This window comes from Rania fehmarnensis, assembly GCF_056494185.1.
This window is the reverse complement of the sequence record NZ_CM151398.1, coordinates 2,829,992-2,843,782: the sequence shown is the minus strand read 5'-3', so window position 1 is coordinate 2,843,782 and position 13,791 is coordinate 2,829,992. Positions and strand designations below refer to the sequence as shown.

Genomic DNA, 13,791 nt, shown 5'->3' with positions numbered 1-13,791 from the left:
TCAGTCTAACATACTTGCAATCTTGCGCTCGATCAGGTCGCGATTAGCCGTGCATCCGGCCAGGGCCAAGGCGTCGCGCCAATGCGACAGGGCGGCTTGACGCTCACCCGATTTATCCAATAGCTCAGCCATGGCACAGTCCCACCATGGTCGAAGTTGTTTCCGATCCGCTAACGACAGCGCTAGTAGACTCGTCAAGGCAGGCTGTACGCCTTCAGCATAAGCCTGTGCCAAGATATGATTCAGGCGCACCATGGGGCTGGGCGCGAGTTGCTGCAAGAGCGTGTACAAGTGGAGCACGCGGTCCCAAGCGGTCGTTTCCAGACTGCTCGCCCGGCAATGTTCCCAAGCGATGGCGACTTCGATGTGATACCGGCTGAGCGTTTCACCCCGCGCGGCCCGCAACATCCACTGCATGGCTTCGCGAATCTGGTGCCAGTTCCACTGCGTGCGATCTTGATCGGCCAGCAAAACAATACACTCATCGGCGTCCAACCGCGTGCTCAAACGCGCAGCATGCATCAGCAGCAGCGCGAGCAAGGCATCGATGGCCGGCTGATCGCGACTAGTCACATGGGCCCCCAACATCCGCGTCAAACGAATCGCTTCATCACAGAGATCGCGTTTGATTGGACTAACACCACTGGTCGCCGAGAAACCTTCATTGAACATCAGGTACAGCACCTGCATCACTGCGTCGCGACGCTCCAGCATCTGCTCGGCGGATAGATCAGCCAGTTCCTCGCCGGCTTCACGCAATTTTGATTTAGCGCGAGACAGTCGCTTCTCGATGTTGTCGGTAGTGACCAACAGACCACGAGCGATCTCGCTGACACTGAAACCGCCAGTGATTTTGAGCGCCAGCGCGATTTGAGATTCCGCTGGAATCGATGGGTGGCAGCACAAGAAGAGCAGACGCAGCGGTTCGTCTTCAATTTCCGATTCCAGCTGTTGGTCAACTGCGTCCCACGATTGCGAGAGTGCGGGGGCAATGCGCTGAAAAGTTGCTTCGCGACGCAGAGCGTCCGTCGCCAGGTTGCGAGCAGTTCGGTACAGCCACGCTGCCGGATCATGTGGAATGCCCTGTCGCGACCAACTCTGCAGCGCGCGCCAGAGCGCCATCTGCACCACGTCTTCTACCAATTCAAGACGAGCAGCACCCAGCGCGCCGGTCAGGAGACCAACCAATCGGCCATACTCATGCCGAAAGAAATGCTCGACCAGCGCGCGAGGTTCGTTCACGTTACGATTGACTAGAGGAGCGATTGATTAGACGGTAAATCCAGCCAACTCGCGAATCTCAATGGCGCCACCGATCAAAGCGATGGGACACTCGCGGGCTATAGCCACAGCTCCTTCATAGCTGTGGGCTTGAATTACCGAGTAACCGCCAATCATCTCTTTGGCTTCGACATACGGACCGTCGCTCACCACGCCGCCTGTTTGCAAGACGCGTCCGGTGGGCAGCAAGCCATCGCCGCCATCGACAATGCTGGGGCCAAATTTTTGAAACCACGCACCCCACATTTGCAGAAAACCTTGCATCTCTTCGGGCGAGGGTTGCGGACGTGGTTCAGCCGAGTCGCGATAAATCAATAGATACTTGACCATGGTCACTCACTTTCATTGAACAGAGCTATTGTCGGGCTCGACGCTACTAGGATAATTGCGAGCCATCAATTCAGCGACGAACAACCAACCCAAATCCGGACACTGGGCCGAGAATATTTTTAAATCCTCCGAAGGTGAAACTCATTAATGTCCACCTCAAAGTACTGGATCGACCACTTGCAACTAGAACCCCATCCCGAAGGTGGTTACTTTCGCGAACTATATCGCGCTGCGGAGTCGATCCCGCTCAATGCGTTGCCTCCACGATTTAGAGGCGAGCGCAGTTTTGCCACCAGCATTGTGTATCTACTCGAACATGGAGACCGCTCGGCGTTTCATCGCATTCATTCCGATGAGACTTGGCACTTTTATGCGGGTGATCCACTGGAATTGTTTCAACTGGATGAAGCTAACCCCCACGAAATACAACGCGTCATTATCGGCCGCGACCTACATGTGGGGCAGCATATCCAATGGACGGTACCTGCCAGCGTCTGGTTCGGCTCGCGTGTGTGTCCGGGAGGCGCGTTCAGTTTGCTGGGCTGTTCGGTCAGTCCGGGCTTTGATTTTGCAGACTTCGAATTGGCGGATTGCGACAAACTGACCACCCAATTCCCACATTATGGTGGGTTAATTGGGGAACTTACCCTTAAACGGGGTAAATAATCTGGCAAATTGCTCTAGGCAAAATAAGTAGTTCTTGAAAAGATGTCCAGTCTTACGTAATCTTAAAACCCGCAAAGCGAAGTCCCCTCAGCTTTCTAGGTTTGAGCCCCATGAAGTATGTATTGTTTGCCTTGATGGTTATGGCCGGTTCGGCCGCTTCGTGCTTGAACACCGCGCCCGCTCGGGCCGGATTCGACTTGACCGTAGACGAAAACACTCTGCGTCAAATCAATGGAATATGGGAGATCGACGTCAAGATCGCTACGACAGGCTCCCCGACCACGGTTTACAGTCTGCTGCTGAACATGCGTTTACTCCCCGGCACTGGCCAGCCGATCAGTACGCTCAATGGCATTTCGTTTGTGGGTCTCACTAACCCAACTACCGATCCATTGTTTGCCGATGCAGAGGTGAACTTTAATGCTACGGACAGCCCACACTTTATGCCGGGTTCGCTGATCAGCCCAATAGAAGTTGGCGCGCCTGCCAGTGAGCTGAACGCCTTCACTGTGCGGTTCGTGAGTTACCGACCAGAGCCAACCAATGTGCGGGTTGGCTTTCTGCCTGTCGGTAACTTCTATCAGATTGCCAGAAGCGAAGGGCCTGCGCTCCACACGTTTAATACGCTGCTCCAATCACCCGACATTTCCGTCACCGGTGTACCAGAGCCAAGTTCATGGCTGATGGGCGGCAGCATACTGGCGGCCACCTGGTGGCGACGTCGCCGAGCGCGCCGCTCTCCCGCAACCCCGAGCGGAAGCCGTCAAGGCTTTCGAAAGGTGATTACGTAGCGGAAGCCGTCAAGGCTTTCGAAAGTCGGTTGGCGATCCATCACGAAACTCTTGACCAGTTCCGCTTCTGGAACACGGGATAAGCGATTAGTGCTTCTTGGCCGCGGGTTTCTTAGCGGCGCCGTGGCCTGAGCCATGAGCGGCGGGTTTAGCACCATGAGAACTCTTGGCTGCTCCGTGAGCTGCAGCCGGTTTGGCGTGACCCGAAGCTTTAGCATGCGCGGCCGGCTTGGCGGCGTGACCACTGGAACTGGCACCATGACCAGCCTTTGCGCCATGACTTTCGTCGTCGCCGTGTCCTTCGTCACCGTGTCCTTCGTCACCGTGTCCTTCGTCACCGTGACCCTCTTCGCCATGCCCCTCTTCGCCATGCCCATCATCGTGTTCACCTTCGCCATGTTCAGCATTTTGCTCGGACAGCGCAGGTCGAATTGGGCGGACTGAGGTCAACGTTGAACTGCGAGCGGCTTGCGATTCTTCACCGGGCATGATCAGTTCTTGCGATGGCCGCCAGTGGAATTCGCGAATATCCAGATCGACTCGATCGTTGATCACCACTTTCTCCACGATTTCTTCGTGTAGAACTTCATCGATCGCCAGTTTGATTTCTTCTTTGACTGCGACCAAGGCTGGATCCAGCAGCAATTGTTCATCCAGTCGGCGGAGAGCTTCTTCGACGGCTTCGTGTACGACCCAGCGATTGTGTTCGATGGTGGCTCGCGCTGCCAGGCGACTCTCCGGTGGCACTTGCAAGTGAATGCGCAGTTGTGTCAACCATTGGCGATCGGCGGATTGTTTATAGAACAAGCCCACCGGTATTTCGCTGGCCGCCACAGTTTTCAGGCGCGTAGCCTCACTGCGGACGTAGCCAATGACTACGGCATGCGTGGCCACCAGCAAGATGACCAAGCCGACAATCCAGTATTTGCGTACGAATGACATGGAATTGTAGTGCCGAGAGAAATGAGTGAACCTCTGCGAACTATGCGCAGACTTTACGAATGTTGAACGCTAGGTCACCATTAGCCTACATGTCCGCCCGAATACCGAGGAAGCAGCCGCTAGCGGAACATTCGGGCCGTTTCAGCCGTTACAACGGTTACTAAGCGCGGGTTACTGGTTACAATTGTGGCTCATGATGCTACCCGTCACCCTCTGTGCGGGGGGCAGCGGTTGGCAACGAGCGAATTGGGGCGATTCTGGTATAGCATGATTTTGGTTATCGATAACTACGACTCGTTTACCTACAACCTCGTGCAACGCATAGGGGAAATCGACCCCAGCGTTGACGTGCAAGTGGTTCGCAATGACAAACTCTCGATCGCCGATATTCGCGAACTCAAACCCGACCGCATCTTGATCTCGCCCGGCCCATGCACGCCCAATGAAGCGGGTATCAGTGTGCCGATCATCGAACAACTGGCGGGCGAAGTTCCTATTCTGGGAGTTTGTTTGGGGCATCAATCGATCGGCCAGGCCTTTGGTGGTCAGATTGTGCGGGCTCCACAGTTGATGCATGGCAAGACCGATCAGATTTCGCATGACAATCGTGGTATGTTTGCCGGTTTACCTAATCCATTTATTGCGACGCGTTACCATTCGTTAGTGATTGCCCCAGAATCGATGCCGATTGATCTGGAAGTCAGCGCTTGGGTCGACGGGGCTGATGGGACCAGGCAGATCATGGGAGTCAGGCACAAGCACTTTCCGATCGAAGGCTGGCAATTTCATCCTGAGAGCTTTTTAACACAACCTGGACCAGAACTCTTACGCCGCTTTCTATACTGGGAAGTCTGACGTTACGTTCTGCTTCCAACATTAACTCAGCTTCCTACTATCTCACCCTTCTTCTCGCATAACCACTCATCCAACTATGCTTTGCGTTACCATTGGCCGAACCAAACACAGTAACACCATTGCCGATTATCAGCGGGTGGCCGAGCAGGGCGCGCAGCTAGCCGAGATGCGTTTGGACTACATCGGCCGGTCGGTCGATCTGCGTCGCTTGCTGCTGAAACGTCCTTGCCCATTAGTGATCACTTGTCGCCGCCGCGAAGACGGGGGACGCTGGGAACGGACCGAAGAAGAACGACAAATGCTGCTGCGCAGCGCCATCGCCACGGGCGTAGATTTTGTCGATTTAGAAGAAGATATCGCTGAACGCATTCCGCGCTACGGCAAGACCAAACGTATTGTCAGCTTGCATAATTTCGAAGAGACGCCTGCCGATCTGGATGCAGTTCATGCGCGCTTGGCCAAGTTGGATGCAGATGTTGTCAAGATTGCGACGATGGCCAATTCGTTTGCCGATGTCATTCGGATGCTGCGACTGATGGCCAATGCTCAAGTGCCCACGATCGGCATTTGCATGGGTGAGATCGGCATGCCAACCCGCATTTTGTCACTGCGTTATGGCGCGCCTTTTACATATGTTACCAGCGATACCGAACGCAAGATTGCTCCAGGGATGATCGCCTGGCACGCGATGCGCGATCTCTATCGCCCTAATTCAATTACGGCTGCCACTAAGTTATTTGGTGTCGTAGCAGATCCGGTTGCCCATTCGCTCAGCCCACTGTTGCACAATACCGCCTTCGCCGAAGACAAACTCGATTGTCGCTATTTGCCCTTTCGCATTCCGCCGGAGGACCTGGCGCTGTTTATGGCTTGGTGTGTGGAAAGCAAGATTGGCGGTTTGAGTGTTACGATTCCGCATAAGGAGTCCATGCTGAACTACATTCAGCAAGCCGAACAAGCGGTCAATGGTATCGGCGCTTTGAACACGGTCGTCTTTCGCGAAGGCGAAGCCCTGGGATACAACACCGACTATCGGGCTGCCATGGACTCCATCATGGAATGCGTGGGTGCTGAAACGATCGACTCGGATATCTTGAAAGGCCGCGGAGTATTGGTGCTGGGCGCCGGCGGTGTGTCACGCGCGATCGCCTATGGACTGCGTCAACGCGGGGCTCTAGTGGCCATTTCCAGTCGCACTCAAGATCGCGCAGAGAAACTGGCGCGTGATATCGGTGGTCGAGCTTTGCCTTGGAAGAATCGCTACGACATTCGCCCCGGTATCCTAATTAACGGTACGCCGATAGGCATGCATCCCGAAGTTGATGACACGCCCTACGCGAAAGAGAAACTGCAAGAGAACATGTTGGTGTTCGACACAGTTTATAACCCCGAACAAACCTTGCTGATCAAAGACGCGCGCCAAGCCGGTTGCCAGGTCATTACTGGCGTCGATATGTTTGTCCGCCAGGCGGCCTATCAGTACAAACTGTTCACCGGCGCCAGCGCCAAACCCGAGACGCTGCGCAAGACACTCAAAGCGGCTACATCACCGGTTAACTTCTAAGTCTCCTTTCGCTCCGCGAAAGGGAGCGACTCGAGATACACTGCCTTTCGCGGAGCGAAAGGAGACATTGGGCCTCATCTGTTCCAAGGCATGCGGGCCAGCAACATACCCATGCCGCACCAATCGGTCACGCCAGCAAACAACAGGCCGCCTCCGACAAAGGCGGATAGGCCGATGAAATATGGATGGAGAAAGCTGAGCGCAAGACCCAGCAACACGAGCGAGCCAGCGGCGATGCGCACTTGCCGCTCGAGGGCAATGGCTTTCTTGCCATGCACCAGCGGTAAACCGGTCCCACTACAGGCATGCGTGCCACCGGCAACATTGACCACATTCGTAAAGCCAGCCGCGTGAAAACGTTCACATGCTTGCTGACCACGCCCACCCATTTTGCAGATCACATACAGCGGTTCACCAGGTGGATGACCGACCATTTCGACTTTCGGATCCAAACGATCCAAGGGTACATTGCGGGCAAACTCTACATGCACTTCGCGATATTCGGCTGGCGTGCGCACGTCGATCAGCTTTGGTCGCTTACCGGTATGCACTAACGCCTTCAGTTGCTCAGGTGAAATCACTGCGTCAGATTGCTCGGAATGCGTTCGTTCTGCCACCATGGCCATCGCTAAAAGTACCTTCTGCAAATTTCGAATGCGGGAAGTCGACAGGGGTTCGTACGTCTATCGTAACCGCTTTGGTTGGATCTGGATAACCTGCGACTCAGTGTTTACTGAAACAGTTACTGACCAAGTCGCGTGGGTGCGGTTTGACCGCCTCGGCAGGTAGAGAGGTTAACACGACCAAGGCGGTGTCGCGAGCGGCATCTAGCCAAGCCAGGGTGCCGGTCGAACCACTGTGTCCGAAAGCGGTCGGTGAGACGCCGGCTCCAATCGTGATCGGTCCCAAGGCGAATCCTAGCCCGCGCGGAATGCGTATCTCTTTATTATGATCCATCGTCATCAGCTGCGTCGTCTCGGGCGCGAGAAATCGTGGGGCAGGTGTGTGAAAAGCCTCCAAAAAGCGCATCACGTCGCCCGCTGAGGCATGTACGCCGCCCCAGGGCGCGCCCAGCCCTCGCCAGTAAACGCTGTTCCAATCCCACTCCTTGGCCGTCGGGTCGCCGCCACCGGCCTCTGGGGCCGCATGCTCGATCTGCATGGGCACACGCTGTTGTTCGGATAGTGCACCAACTCCCAGCGCAGTGTTGGTCAGCCCTAAGGGTTCGGTAACATTGATTCGTACCAGATCCAAGATGCTCGTGCCGCTCAGCCTGCGCGCGATCTCGGTGGCCAGCAAGATTGCCATGCTGGAGTATTCGTATTTGGTACCCGGTACAAAGTGCAAGGGCGTCTTCATGGCTGCTTGAGCAAACGCCTCTAAACTGGCGTGCGCACGCCGCAGTTGCATGTTCTCGGGCAATTGATCCGGCAAGCCCGAGACGTGCGTCATTAGGTGCCGTATCGTTACTCGTTCACGCCCTTGGCCAGTAAATTCCGGCAGATACTTCGTCGCCAGGTCATCCAGCGCGAACGCCTGCTGCTGGTACAGTCGCATTACAGCCGCAATCGCGATCGGTTTGGATATGGAGCCCAATAAAAACGAACTGTCTGGCTCGGCAGCGCCGAAGGCTTTCTCAATTCTTTCTGATCCGATGCGCGCACACAGCGCGGCCGCTCGCACCTGGCCCGTCTCGACTGCGCTCTCGAGAATCGTTGTCGCTTTGTCAAACGCTCCTTGAGGATCGGCAGCTTGTGCGTTGGCCATGAGTACTCCGGCGGCGAGGGAGGTGAAAATAAATTGTCGTCGATCGGATCTCACTTCGATGGCGATCTCTGCGCTTTGTTGTGGACTTGGAGGTAAAGTTGCACGTTGACGCTTCGGGCTCGACGAGGCTGCAGTGCCTTTATCGAGTTGGCACTGCACCGTAGGCACTTGCCGGCGCCGGTTCAGTATCCTTCAGTTCGACTCTCAGACGTTCAAGTTCCACTTTCAGTTCGCCAGCTGTATCGGCATAAGCGGGATCGTTGTAGAAACTCTTGGTCTCATGGGGATCCTGCTGCAGATCGAGCAACTCCCAATCATCGACATCGGTATTGTAGTAATGTATCAGCTTGTAACGGTCGGTAACTACACCGTAGTGTGGCCGTACATGGTGCGGTTGCGGATACTCGTAGTAGTGATAATAGAAGCTCTTGCGCCAATCGGCTGGCGGTTGGCCCTGCAGGATCGGCACAAGACTGCGGCCTTGCATTTCGGACGGTACATCTACGCCGGCCACATCCAAAAACGTTTCGGCGAAATCAACTAGCGATACTAGTTCGGTCGAACTGCTGCCGGGTTTGACCTGGCCAGGCCACCGCACTAGCAGTGGCGTGCGCAGTGATTCCTCGAAGATCCAACGCTTGTCGAACCAACCGTGCTCGCCCAGGTAGAATCCTTGATCCGACGCCAGGACCACAATCGTGTTATCGGCTAGCCCTTCGGCCTGCAAGTAGTCCAGCATTTTGCCCACACTTTCATCGACCGCTTTCACGCATCCCAAGTAATCGTGCATGTAACGGTTGTAGCGCCAGCGAACTAACTCTTGACCGCTCAAGTTAGCCTGGCGGAACTGGGCATTGCGCGGCTCGTAATAAGCATCCCACTCTTTGATCTCTGCAGGGGATAATCCCGGTGGATGTTTCAGCTTGGCATCCAACTCGGTAAACGTTCTATCTAGTCCCATATCGTGATCACTAACCGCTTTACTGCGACCAGCAAAGTCATCGAACAGAGTTGCGGGTTCGGCAAAGGGGCGATCTCTATTCCAGCCCAGATGCCGCAGGGCAGGGGACCACTCGCGATGCGGAGCCTTGTGCTGCGCCATTAGCAAAAACGGTTTAGTCTTATCACGATTCTTGAGCCACTCGATCGACAGGTCGGTAATCACATCGGTCGTATAACCAGTTTGTTTGCCGCGCTGGCCGTTATGGATCATCGGCGGATTGTAGTAGATGCCTTGTCCCGGCAAGATATGCCATTCATCAAAGCCCACCGGATCAGTCACCAAGTGCCACTTGCCAATCATGGCCGTCGAATATCCCGCCGACTGCAGCAATTTGGGAAAGGTCGTCTGCGAACTATCAAACTTGCAGTTGGAATTATTGTAGAAGCCATTGAGATGAGAGTACTTGCCCGTCAGAATCGTGGCTCGACTAGGCCCGCAGATCGAATTGCCCACCAGGCAGCGGTCAAACCGCATACCTTCGCGCGCAATGCGATCCATGTTCGGTGTCTCCAACAGCTTGCGCGAATCGCCGTACGCACTAATGGCTTGATAAGCCAAGTCGTCCGAGAAGATGAACAAGATGTTGGGAGTGGTCTTCTCCACCGCCTGCAGTGCGCAGGGTTTCCCACTCAACAAACAGACGACTAGTAACACTGCCACGATCAATCGAGTAGTCATGTTTTCCTCCCAAGTGGCCTGGACAGCCCCCGGCCCGTGTGTGTTGTGGAAGAGGCTCCCAGCATGGCTATGTTTTAATCCAAAATCGTCTGCCGCTGTACAGGCTGTGGTAGCTAATTCTGAAAACGCTTCAGGAGTACACAGGCTGGAAGCCTATGCCACACTTACACGCTTCAGGAGTACACAGGCTGGAAGCCTATGCCACACTTACACGACATCATTCAGTTGCTCGTCCGGCAGCGCGTCGCGTAATCCGCCTGAGGTATGGCCTTGCTCATTGGGATCAACGAAGAACCAGTCTTGCCCCAATTCGCCATAGAAGGTGTCAACAAAGTTGTCGCCGACGATCTCCCTGCTTTGCGTAGTTACTCTCATCCGATATGTGCGGCCGACACCCGTGAGATTCAGCAAGCTGACGCGCTCGGCATAGCTGCGGGACGAGCCCCAGATCTCCATGATGGCTGAACGGTTGGCGGGATTGAAGGGACTGGCCATTCCATAAAAATAACCGCCGACCAGTATGTCATCGTCGTCTCCACCCATCAGCAGATCCGCACCGTAATTGCCGATCAACACATCGCGTCCACTCTCTCCAAACAGGCGATCTGCAGCAAAATCGCCCACCAAGATGTCATTTCCAGCTCCACCGCGCAGCGTGCCTGACGCATGAATCACATCGTCACCATCTTCGCCCAAAATCACGGCGATGCCACCGGAAGAAATCGTATCGTTGCCCGCACCTGCCCGCACATAGACATTGTCGAAATTCGACAGACTGATATGGTTGTTGCTGGCGCCGCCAGTGATGTTGGCCGATTCGATCGACCTCAGGGCATATTCTTGTGGATTGACTGTACCGACGATCAAGTACTCATCGAAGAACGGAAAACGCGACTCGACGCGCATGTCTTGATCGGCGATCAAATTCAGCGAATCGATACCACCACCACCATGGATCGACAGCAGTCGATTGCTGCCCTGATACAGCAACCTGAACGTGTCCGCCTGGTTGCCACCATACAGCTTTTCTACATCCGTAAAGTTGATGGGGACTCGGCCGACGGGACGCGCAGAACCCGAGTTGGAGGTCGAGAGCACCCAAGAGACGGCAGTGTTGTACACACTCAAGTCGATGATATCTGTGCCTAGGTCACCGCGAACTACCATGCCGAACGTAGGTGCATCGAAGGTATCGCTAAAGATCATGCGATCATCTCCGGCGCCGCCACTGACGATCAGTGTCTTACGTGTGCTGTTCAGCAACGAGAGTGGTATGCGTATCTGTTTGGTTCCGTTACCGGTAACTTGTGGCAAGCCAACAACCGTAAACGCAAATCGACGATCCATCGATAGATCGGTAACGATGATCTCCGTATCCGTACGCGCAAAACGCCAGTGATCATCATGCGCCCAGCGATCGGCAATAACAATCTGGCCGCTGGCACTGAGACTGACAGTGGTCGTAGTCGTCGGTGGAGTGCCTAAAACGAATTGAACCAGGAAGAAATCGCCATCCAAGCGATCGATACCGTAGTCGGTTCGCGTACCTGTGACCAGCAAGCGATCGTCGCTCAGTTGATGAACCTGCCTGAACTGAACGCGACGTGTGCCATAGGCCATCCATTGTCCGTTACCCATAAAACTCTCATCGGGCGTTCCGTCCGGACGGAGCACACGAATCACGCATTGATCGCCAACGTCCCCAACCAGCACCAGCCTGCCATCGGCCAGGGCCGTCAACGACTTGGCGATAAACCCACTGCCCTGAGGATCAAAGTCTGTCGTTTGAGCAAACGTTTGTTCCGGCAATTGAAAGGTGTCGTCGCGCGTACCGTCTGGAAAATAGCGTTCCAGGCCAGATTGATACCCCATTACATAAAATCGTCCGTCGGGTAAGGGCTCGACCACGTCGACCTGGGTCACAGGACTTGTGGGATAGGTGCGTTTGGCATTGGGACCAAAAGTAGCGTCCAGCGAACCGTTGGTATTGAAACGGGTCATGATCATGGTGCGCCGGCCCCAATCCAGGTACCCCACGGCCAGGATACGTCCGTCGGGTTGCAAGATCAGACGAGTCATGGCTGCACCTGCGGTAGCCATGGTCGAGATTCCATCCGCGCTGAAACTAGTATCTAGTGTACCGTCAGGGTTGAAACGAATGAGACTGGTTTGCCCCTCACTGTAGCCTGAAAAACCACTAACCACGATCTTGCCATCGGGCTGTACTACCATATCGCCAAACAAATCGTTCGAAGTGCTCAGCGACGTGACGACTACGCCATCATCCGAGAATGTTGTATCGAGAGAACCGTCTGAGTTAAAACGTGCGACCAACAGTTTGTCGAGCACGGTGTAACCTGTATAGATGTTGGCAATTCCAGCGGCTACAATCTTGCCATCAGGCTGTATGAAGACTTTCGACAACGATGAATAGTTCGTCTCGGGAACCGCGAGCACCTGGTGTCCATCATCGGAGAAGGTTGGGTCCAACAGGCCATCGGGAGTGTAGCGGGCCAGTGCCATCATGCGCTGGCTTTCGCCGACGACAATAATGCGGCCATCTGGGCCGACGGCAGATCCTCCGACTAGATCATCGCTCGAGCCGGTGGCCTCAGCCACGACTCCATTGTTGCCAAAGCTGGTGTCTTCCAGTCCGGTACTGGTCAAACGGCGCACACCAAACTGATAACTAAAGTAACCAGCTGTGACCACCTTGCCGTCGCTCTGCAATGCCAACGCACTCTGCCTGCTCGATGAAAGCCAAGCGCTGGTAAAGCTAGGATCGACATCGCCGTTGCTTGTCAAACGCAACACGCGTTTTCCAGTCTGGGCTACGATGCGTCCATCGGGCTGGACGGCCACGTTGACCCACTCACCTTCATGGACAGCTGCCGTTACTTTGCCATCTTGACTGAAGCTGGTATCGAGCGCCCCATCGCCAGTCAATCGCGCCACTGCCAACGTGGTATAATTCGAGAAGGCTGCCAGTACGATCCGTCCATCGCTGTGAACTGCCATACCAGTACCAAACTCTTGGACCGCGGGATTGGTGCCAAACTCAACGCGATTGATACCTCGATCTCCAAAGTGGGCATCGACACTGCCATTAACATTGAAACGGGCTACAAACATGTCTTCGTAGTCGGCGCCGTAGATCTGGTCGACGCTGGTAACCCCGGCAACGAGTATTTGACCGTTGGCTAGCAGGTGCAGTTTGGTCGCCATATCGACGTCGCCCCACTGCGCGATGACTCGTCCATTGTCACCGAAGTCAGTATCGAGAAGTCCATCTCTAGTCAAGCGTGCCATGCCCATCTGATCGCCGCTGGCGCCTGCGATCACGATCCGCCCGGCCCAATCGACCTGAACGTCGTAGGCTCTCTCGCGGACTTCACCCAAATCAAGAACGACTAGACCGTTTTGTCCGAAAGTGTTGTCGATCTGACCATCGGCCAGGTATCGCGCCACATAGAAATCGGTACCGGAGTACCGCGCGCCTCCGGCTACTACGAACTTGCCATCGGGCTGTACGGCGACAGCTTCGATCGAAAATGGATTACCTATGCGCTGGCCACCAGCGAAGGCTGGATCTCGCGTGCCATCGCTCAAATAGAGATCAATCGCTTGTTCGCCAGCGACTAAGATTCTGCCATCCGGCAGAATCTCTACATCCCTGGCGGTTTGACCTCCAGAGTCCGAATCGATAAAGCCATCGACGACCTGGCCGTCGACACCAAAACTGGGATCAAGCGAACTGACTGCACAGGCCAGGCGGGGCTCGTATTGCTCGAGGCGGAGTGAACGATAGCGACCGAGGCGATTTCGCATGGTGGAACCCGCATTTATTAGTGCTTTGAAGGATTTCAAAGGCCAAACTCAGGCGAATTCAGCTACGAAGAGGCCAAACTCTGGCG

The 13,791-nt window shown here is 55.0% G+C and carries 11 protein-coding genes; 4 read left to right on the top strand and 7 right to left on the bottom strand.

What is annotated here, in order from left to right:
• Together SH573x_RS09595 and SH573x_RS09590 are read right to left on the bottom strand one after the other, a co-directional pair.
• The gene (locus SH573x_RS09595; RefSeq protein ID WP_479354509.1) at positions 1-1,242 is read right to left on the bottom strand and encodes an RNA polymerase sigma factor; all 1,242 of its coding nucleotides are present in this window, start codon (positions 1,240-1,242) and stop codon (positions 1-3) included.
• Between the two features lie 27 nt (positions 1,243-1,269).
• Positions 1,270-1,611 carry a YciI family protein gene (locus SH573x_RS09590; protein ID WP_479354508.1) on the bottom strand — a complete coding sequence of 114 codons (342 nt, stop codon included), beginning with the start codon at positions 1,609-1,611 and terminating at the stop codon, positions 1,270-1,272.
• Between the two features lie 147 nt (positions 1,612-1,758).
• On the opposite strand from SH573x_RS09590, the gene SH573x_RS09585 reads away from it, so the two are divergent.
• Entirely contained in the window at positions 1,759-2,277 is a 519-nt protein-coding gene (locus tag SH573x_RS09585) for a cupin domain-containing protein (protein WP_479354506.1), read from the top strand.
• Between the two features lie 110 nt (positions 2,278-2,387).
• A complete protein-coding gene (locus SH573x_RS09580) occupies positions 2,388-3,068 on the top strand; it encodes a hypothetical protein (protein WP_479354504.1) in 681 nt (226 codons plus the stop codon).
• A gap of 87 nt (positions 3,069-3,155) precedes the next feature.
• On the opposite strand, the gene SH573x_RS09575 is transcribed toward SH573x_RS09580, so the two are convergent.
• Positions 3,156-4,010: a hypothetical protein gene (locus SH573x_RS09575; protein ID WP_479354502.1), complete on the bottom strand. Its 855-nt coding sequence runs from the start codon at positions 4,008-4,010 to the stop codon at positions 3,156-3,158.
• A gap of 267 nt (positions 4,011-4,277) precedes the next feature.
• Here SH573x_RS09575 and SH573x_RS09570 point away from each other — a divergent pair, with 267 nt between their 5' ends.
• Together SH573x_RS09570 and aroE are read left to right on the top strand one after the other, a co-directional pair.
• Positions 4,278-4,865, top strand: a complete 588-nt coding sequence (locus SH573x_RS09570; RefSeq protein ID WP_479354500.1) for an anthranilate synthase component II — start codon at positions 4,278-4,280, stop codon at positions 4,863-4,865.
• 76 nt (positions 4,866-4,941) lie between these two features.
• Complete coding sequence (gene aroE / locus SH573x_RS09565) at positions 4,942-6,429, top strand: shikimate dehydrogenase (protein ID WP_479354498.1); 1,488 nt, start codon at positions 4,942-4,944, stop codon at positions 6,427-6,429.
• Between the two features lie 74 nt (positions 6,430-6,503).
• Here the strand turns inward: aroE and SH573x_RS09560 are convergent, their stop codons facing one another.
• The 4 genes from SH573x_RS09560 to SH573x_RS09545 form a co-directional block, all read right to left on the bottom strand.
• Positions 6,504-7,055: a rhodanese-like domain-containing protein gene (locus SH573x_RS09560; protein ID WP_479354496.1), complete on the bottom strand. Its 552-nt coding sequence runs from the start codon at positions 7,053-7,055 to the stop codon at positions 6,504-6,506.
• Positions 7,056-7,152: 97 nt separating this feature from the next.
• Positions 7,153-8,196, bottom strand: a complete 1,044-nt coding sequence (locus SH573x_RS09555) for a serine hydrolase domain-containing protein (protein WP_479354495.1) — start codon at positions 8,194-8,196, stop codon at positions 7,153-7,155.
• Between the two features lie 139 nt (positions 8,197-8,335).
• Entirely contained in the window at positions 8,336-9,877 is a 1,542-nt protein-coding gene (locus SH573x_RS09550; protein WP_479354493.1) for a sulfatase family protein, read from the bottom strand.
• 207 nt (positions 9,878-10,084) lie between these two features.
• Positions 10,085-13,705: a hypothetical protein gene (locus SH573x_RS09545; protein ID WP_479354492.1), complete on the bottom strand. Its 3,621-nt coding sequence runs from the start codon at positions 13,703-13,705 to the stop codon at positions 10,085-10,087.
• Positions 13,706-13,791: the final 86 nt, after the last annotated feature.

What these genes read in the sequence shown, in the direction of transcription:
- SH573x_RS09570 (WP_479354500.1), top strand. Translation starts at nt 4,278, where the DNA reads ATGATTTTGGTTATCGATAACTACGACTCGTTTACCTACAACCTCGTG.
- SH573x_RS09575 (WP_479354502.1), bottom strand. Translation starts at nt 4,010, where the DNA reads ATGTCATTCGTACGCAAATACTGGATTGTCGGCTTGGTCATCTTGCTG.
- SH573x_RS09560 (WP_479354496.1), bottom strand. Translation starts at nt 7,055, where the DNA reads ATGGCCATGGTGGCAGAACGAACGCATTCCGAGCAATCTGACGCAGTG.
- SH573x_RS09585 (WP_479354506.1), top strand. Translation starts at nt 1,759, where the DNA reads ATGTCCACCTCAAAGTACTGGATCGACCACTTGCAACTAGAACCCCAT.
- SH573x_RS09580 (WP_479354504.1), top strand. Translation starts at nt 2,388, where the DNA reads ATGAAGTATGTATTGTTTGCCTTGATGGTTATGGCCGGTTCGGCCGCT.
- SH573x_RS09590 (WP_479354508.1), bottom strand. Translation starts at nt 1,611, where the DNA reads ATGGTCAAGTATCTATTGATTTATCGCGACTCGGCTGAACCACGTCCG.
- SH573x_RS09545 (WP_479354492.1), bottom strand. Translation starts at nt 13,705, where the DNA reads ATGCGAAATCGCCTCGGTCGCTATCGTTCACTCCGCCTCGAGCAATAC.
- aroE (WP_479354498.1), top strand. Translation starts at nt 4,942, where the DNA reads ATGCTTTGCGTTACCATTGGCCGAACCAAACACAGTAACACCATTGCC.
- SH573x_RS09555 (WP_479354495.1), bottom strand. Translation starts at nt 8,196, where the DNA reads ATGGCCAACGCACAAGCTGCCGATCCTCAAGGAGCGTTTGACAAAGCG.
- SH573x_RS09550 (WP_479354493.1), bottom strand. Translation starts at nt 9,877, where the DNA reads ATGACTACTCGATTGATCGTGGCAGTGTTACTAGTCGTCTGTTTGTTG.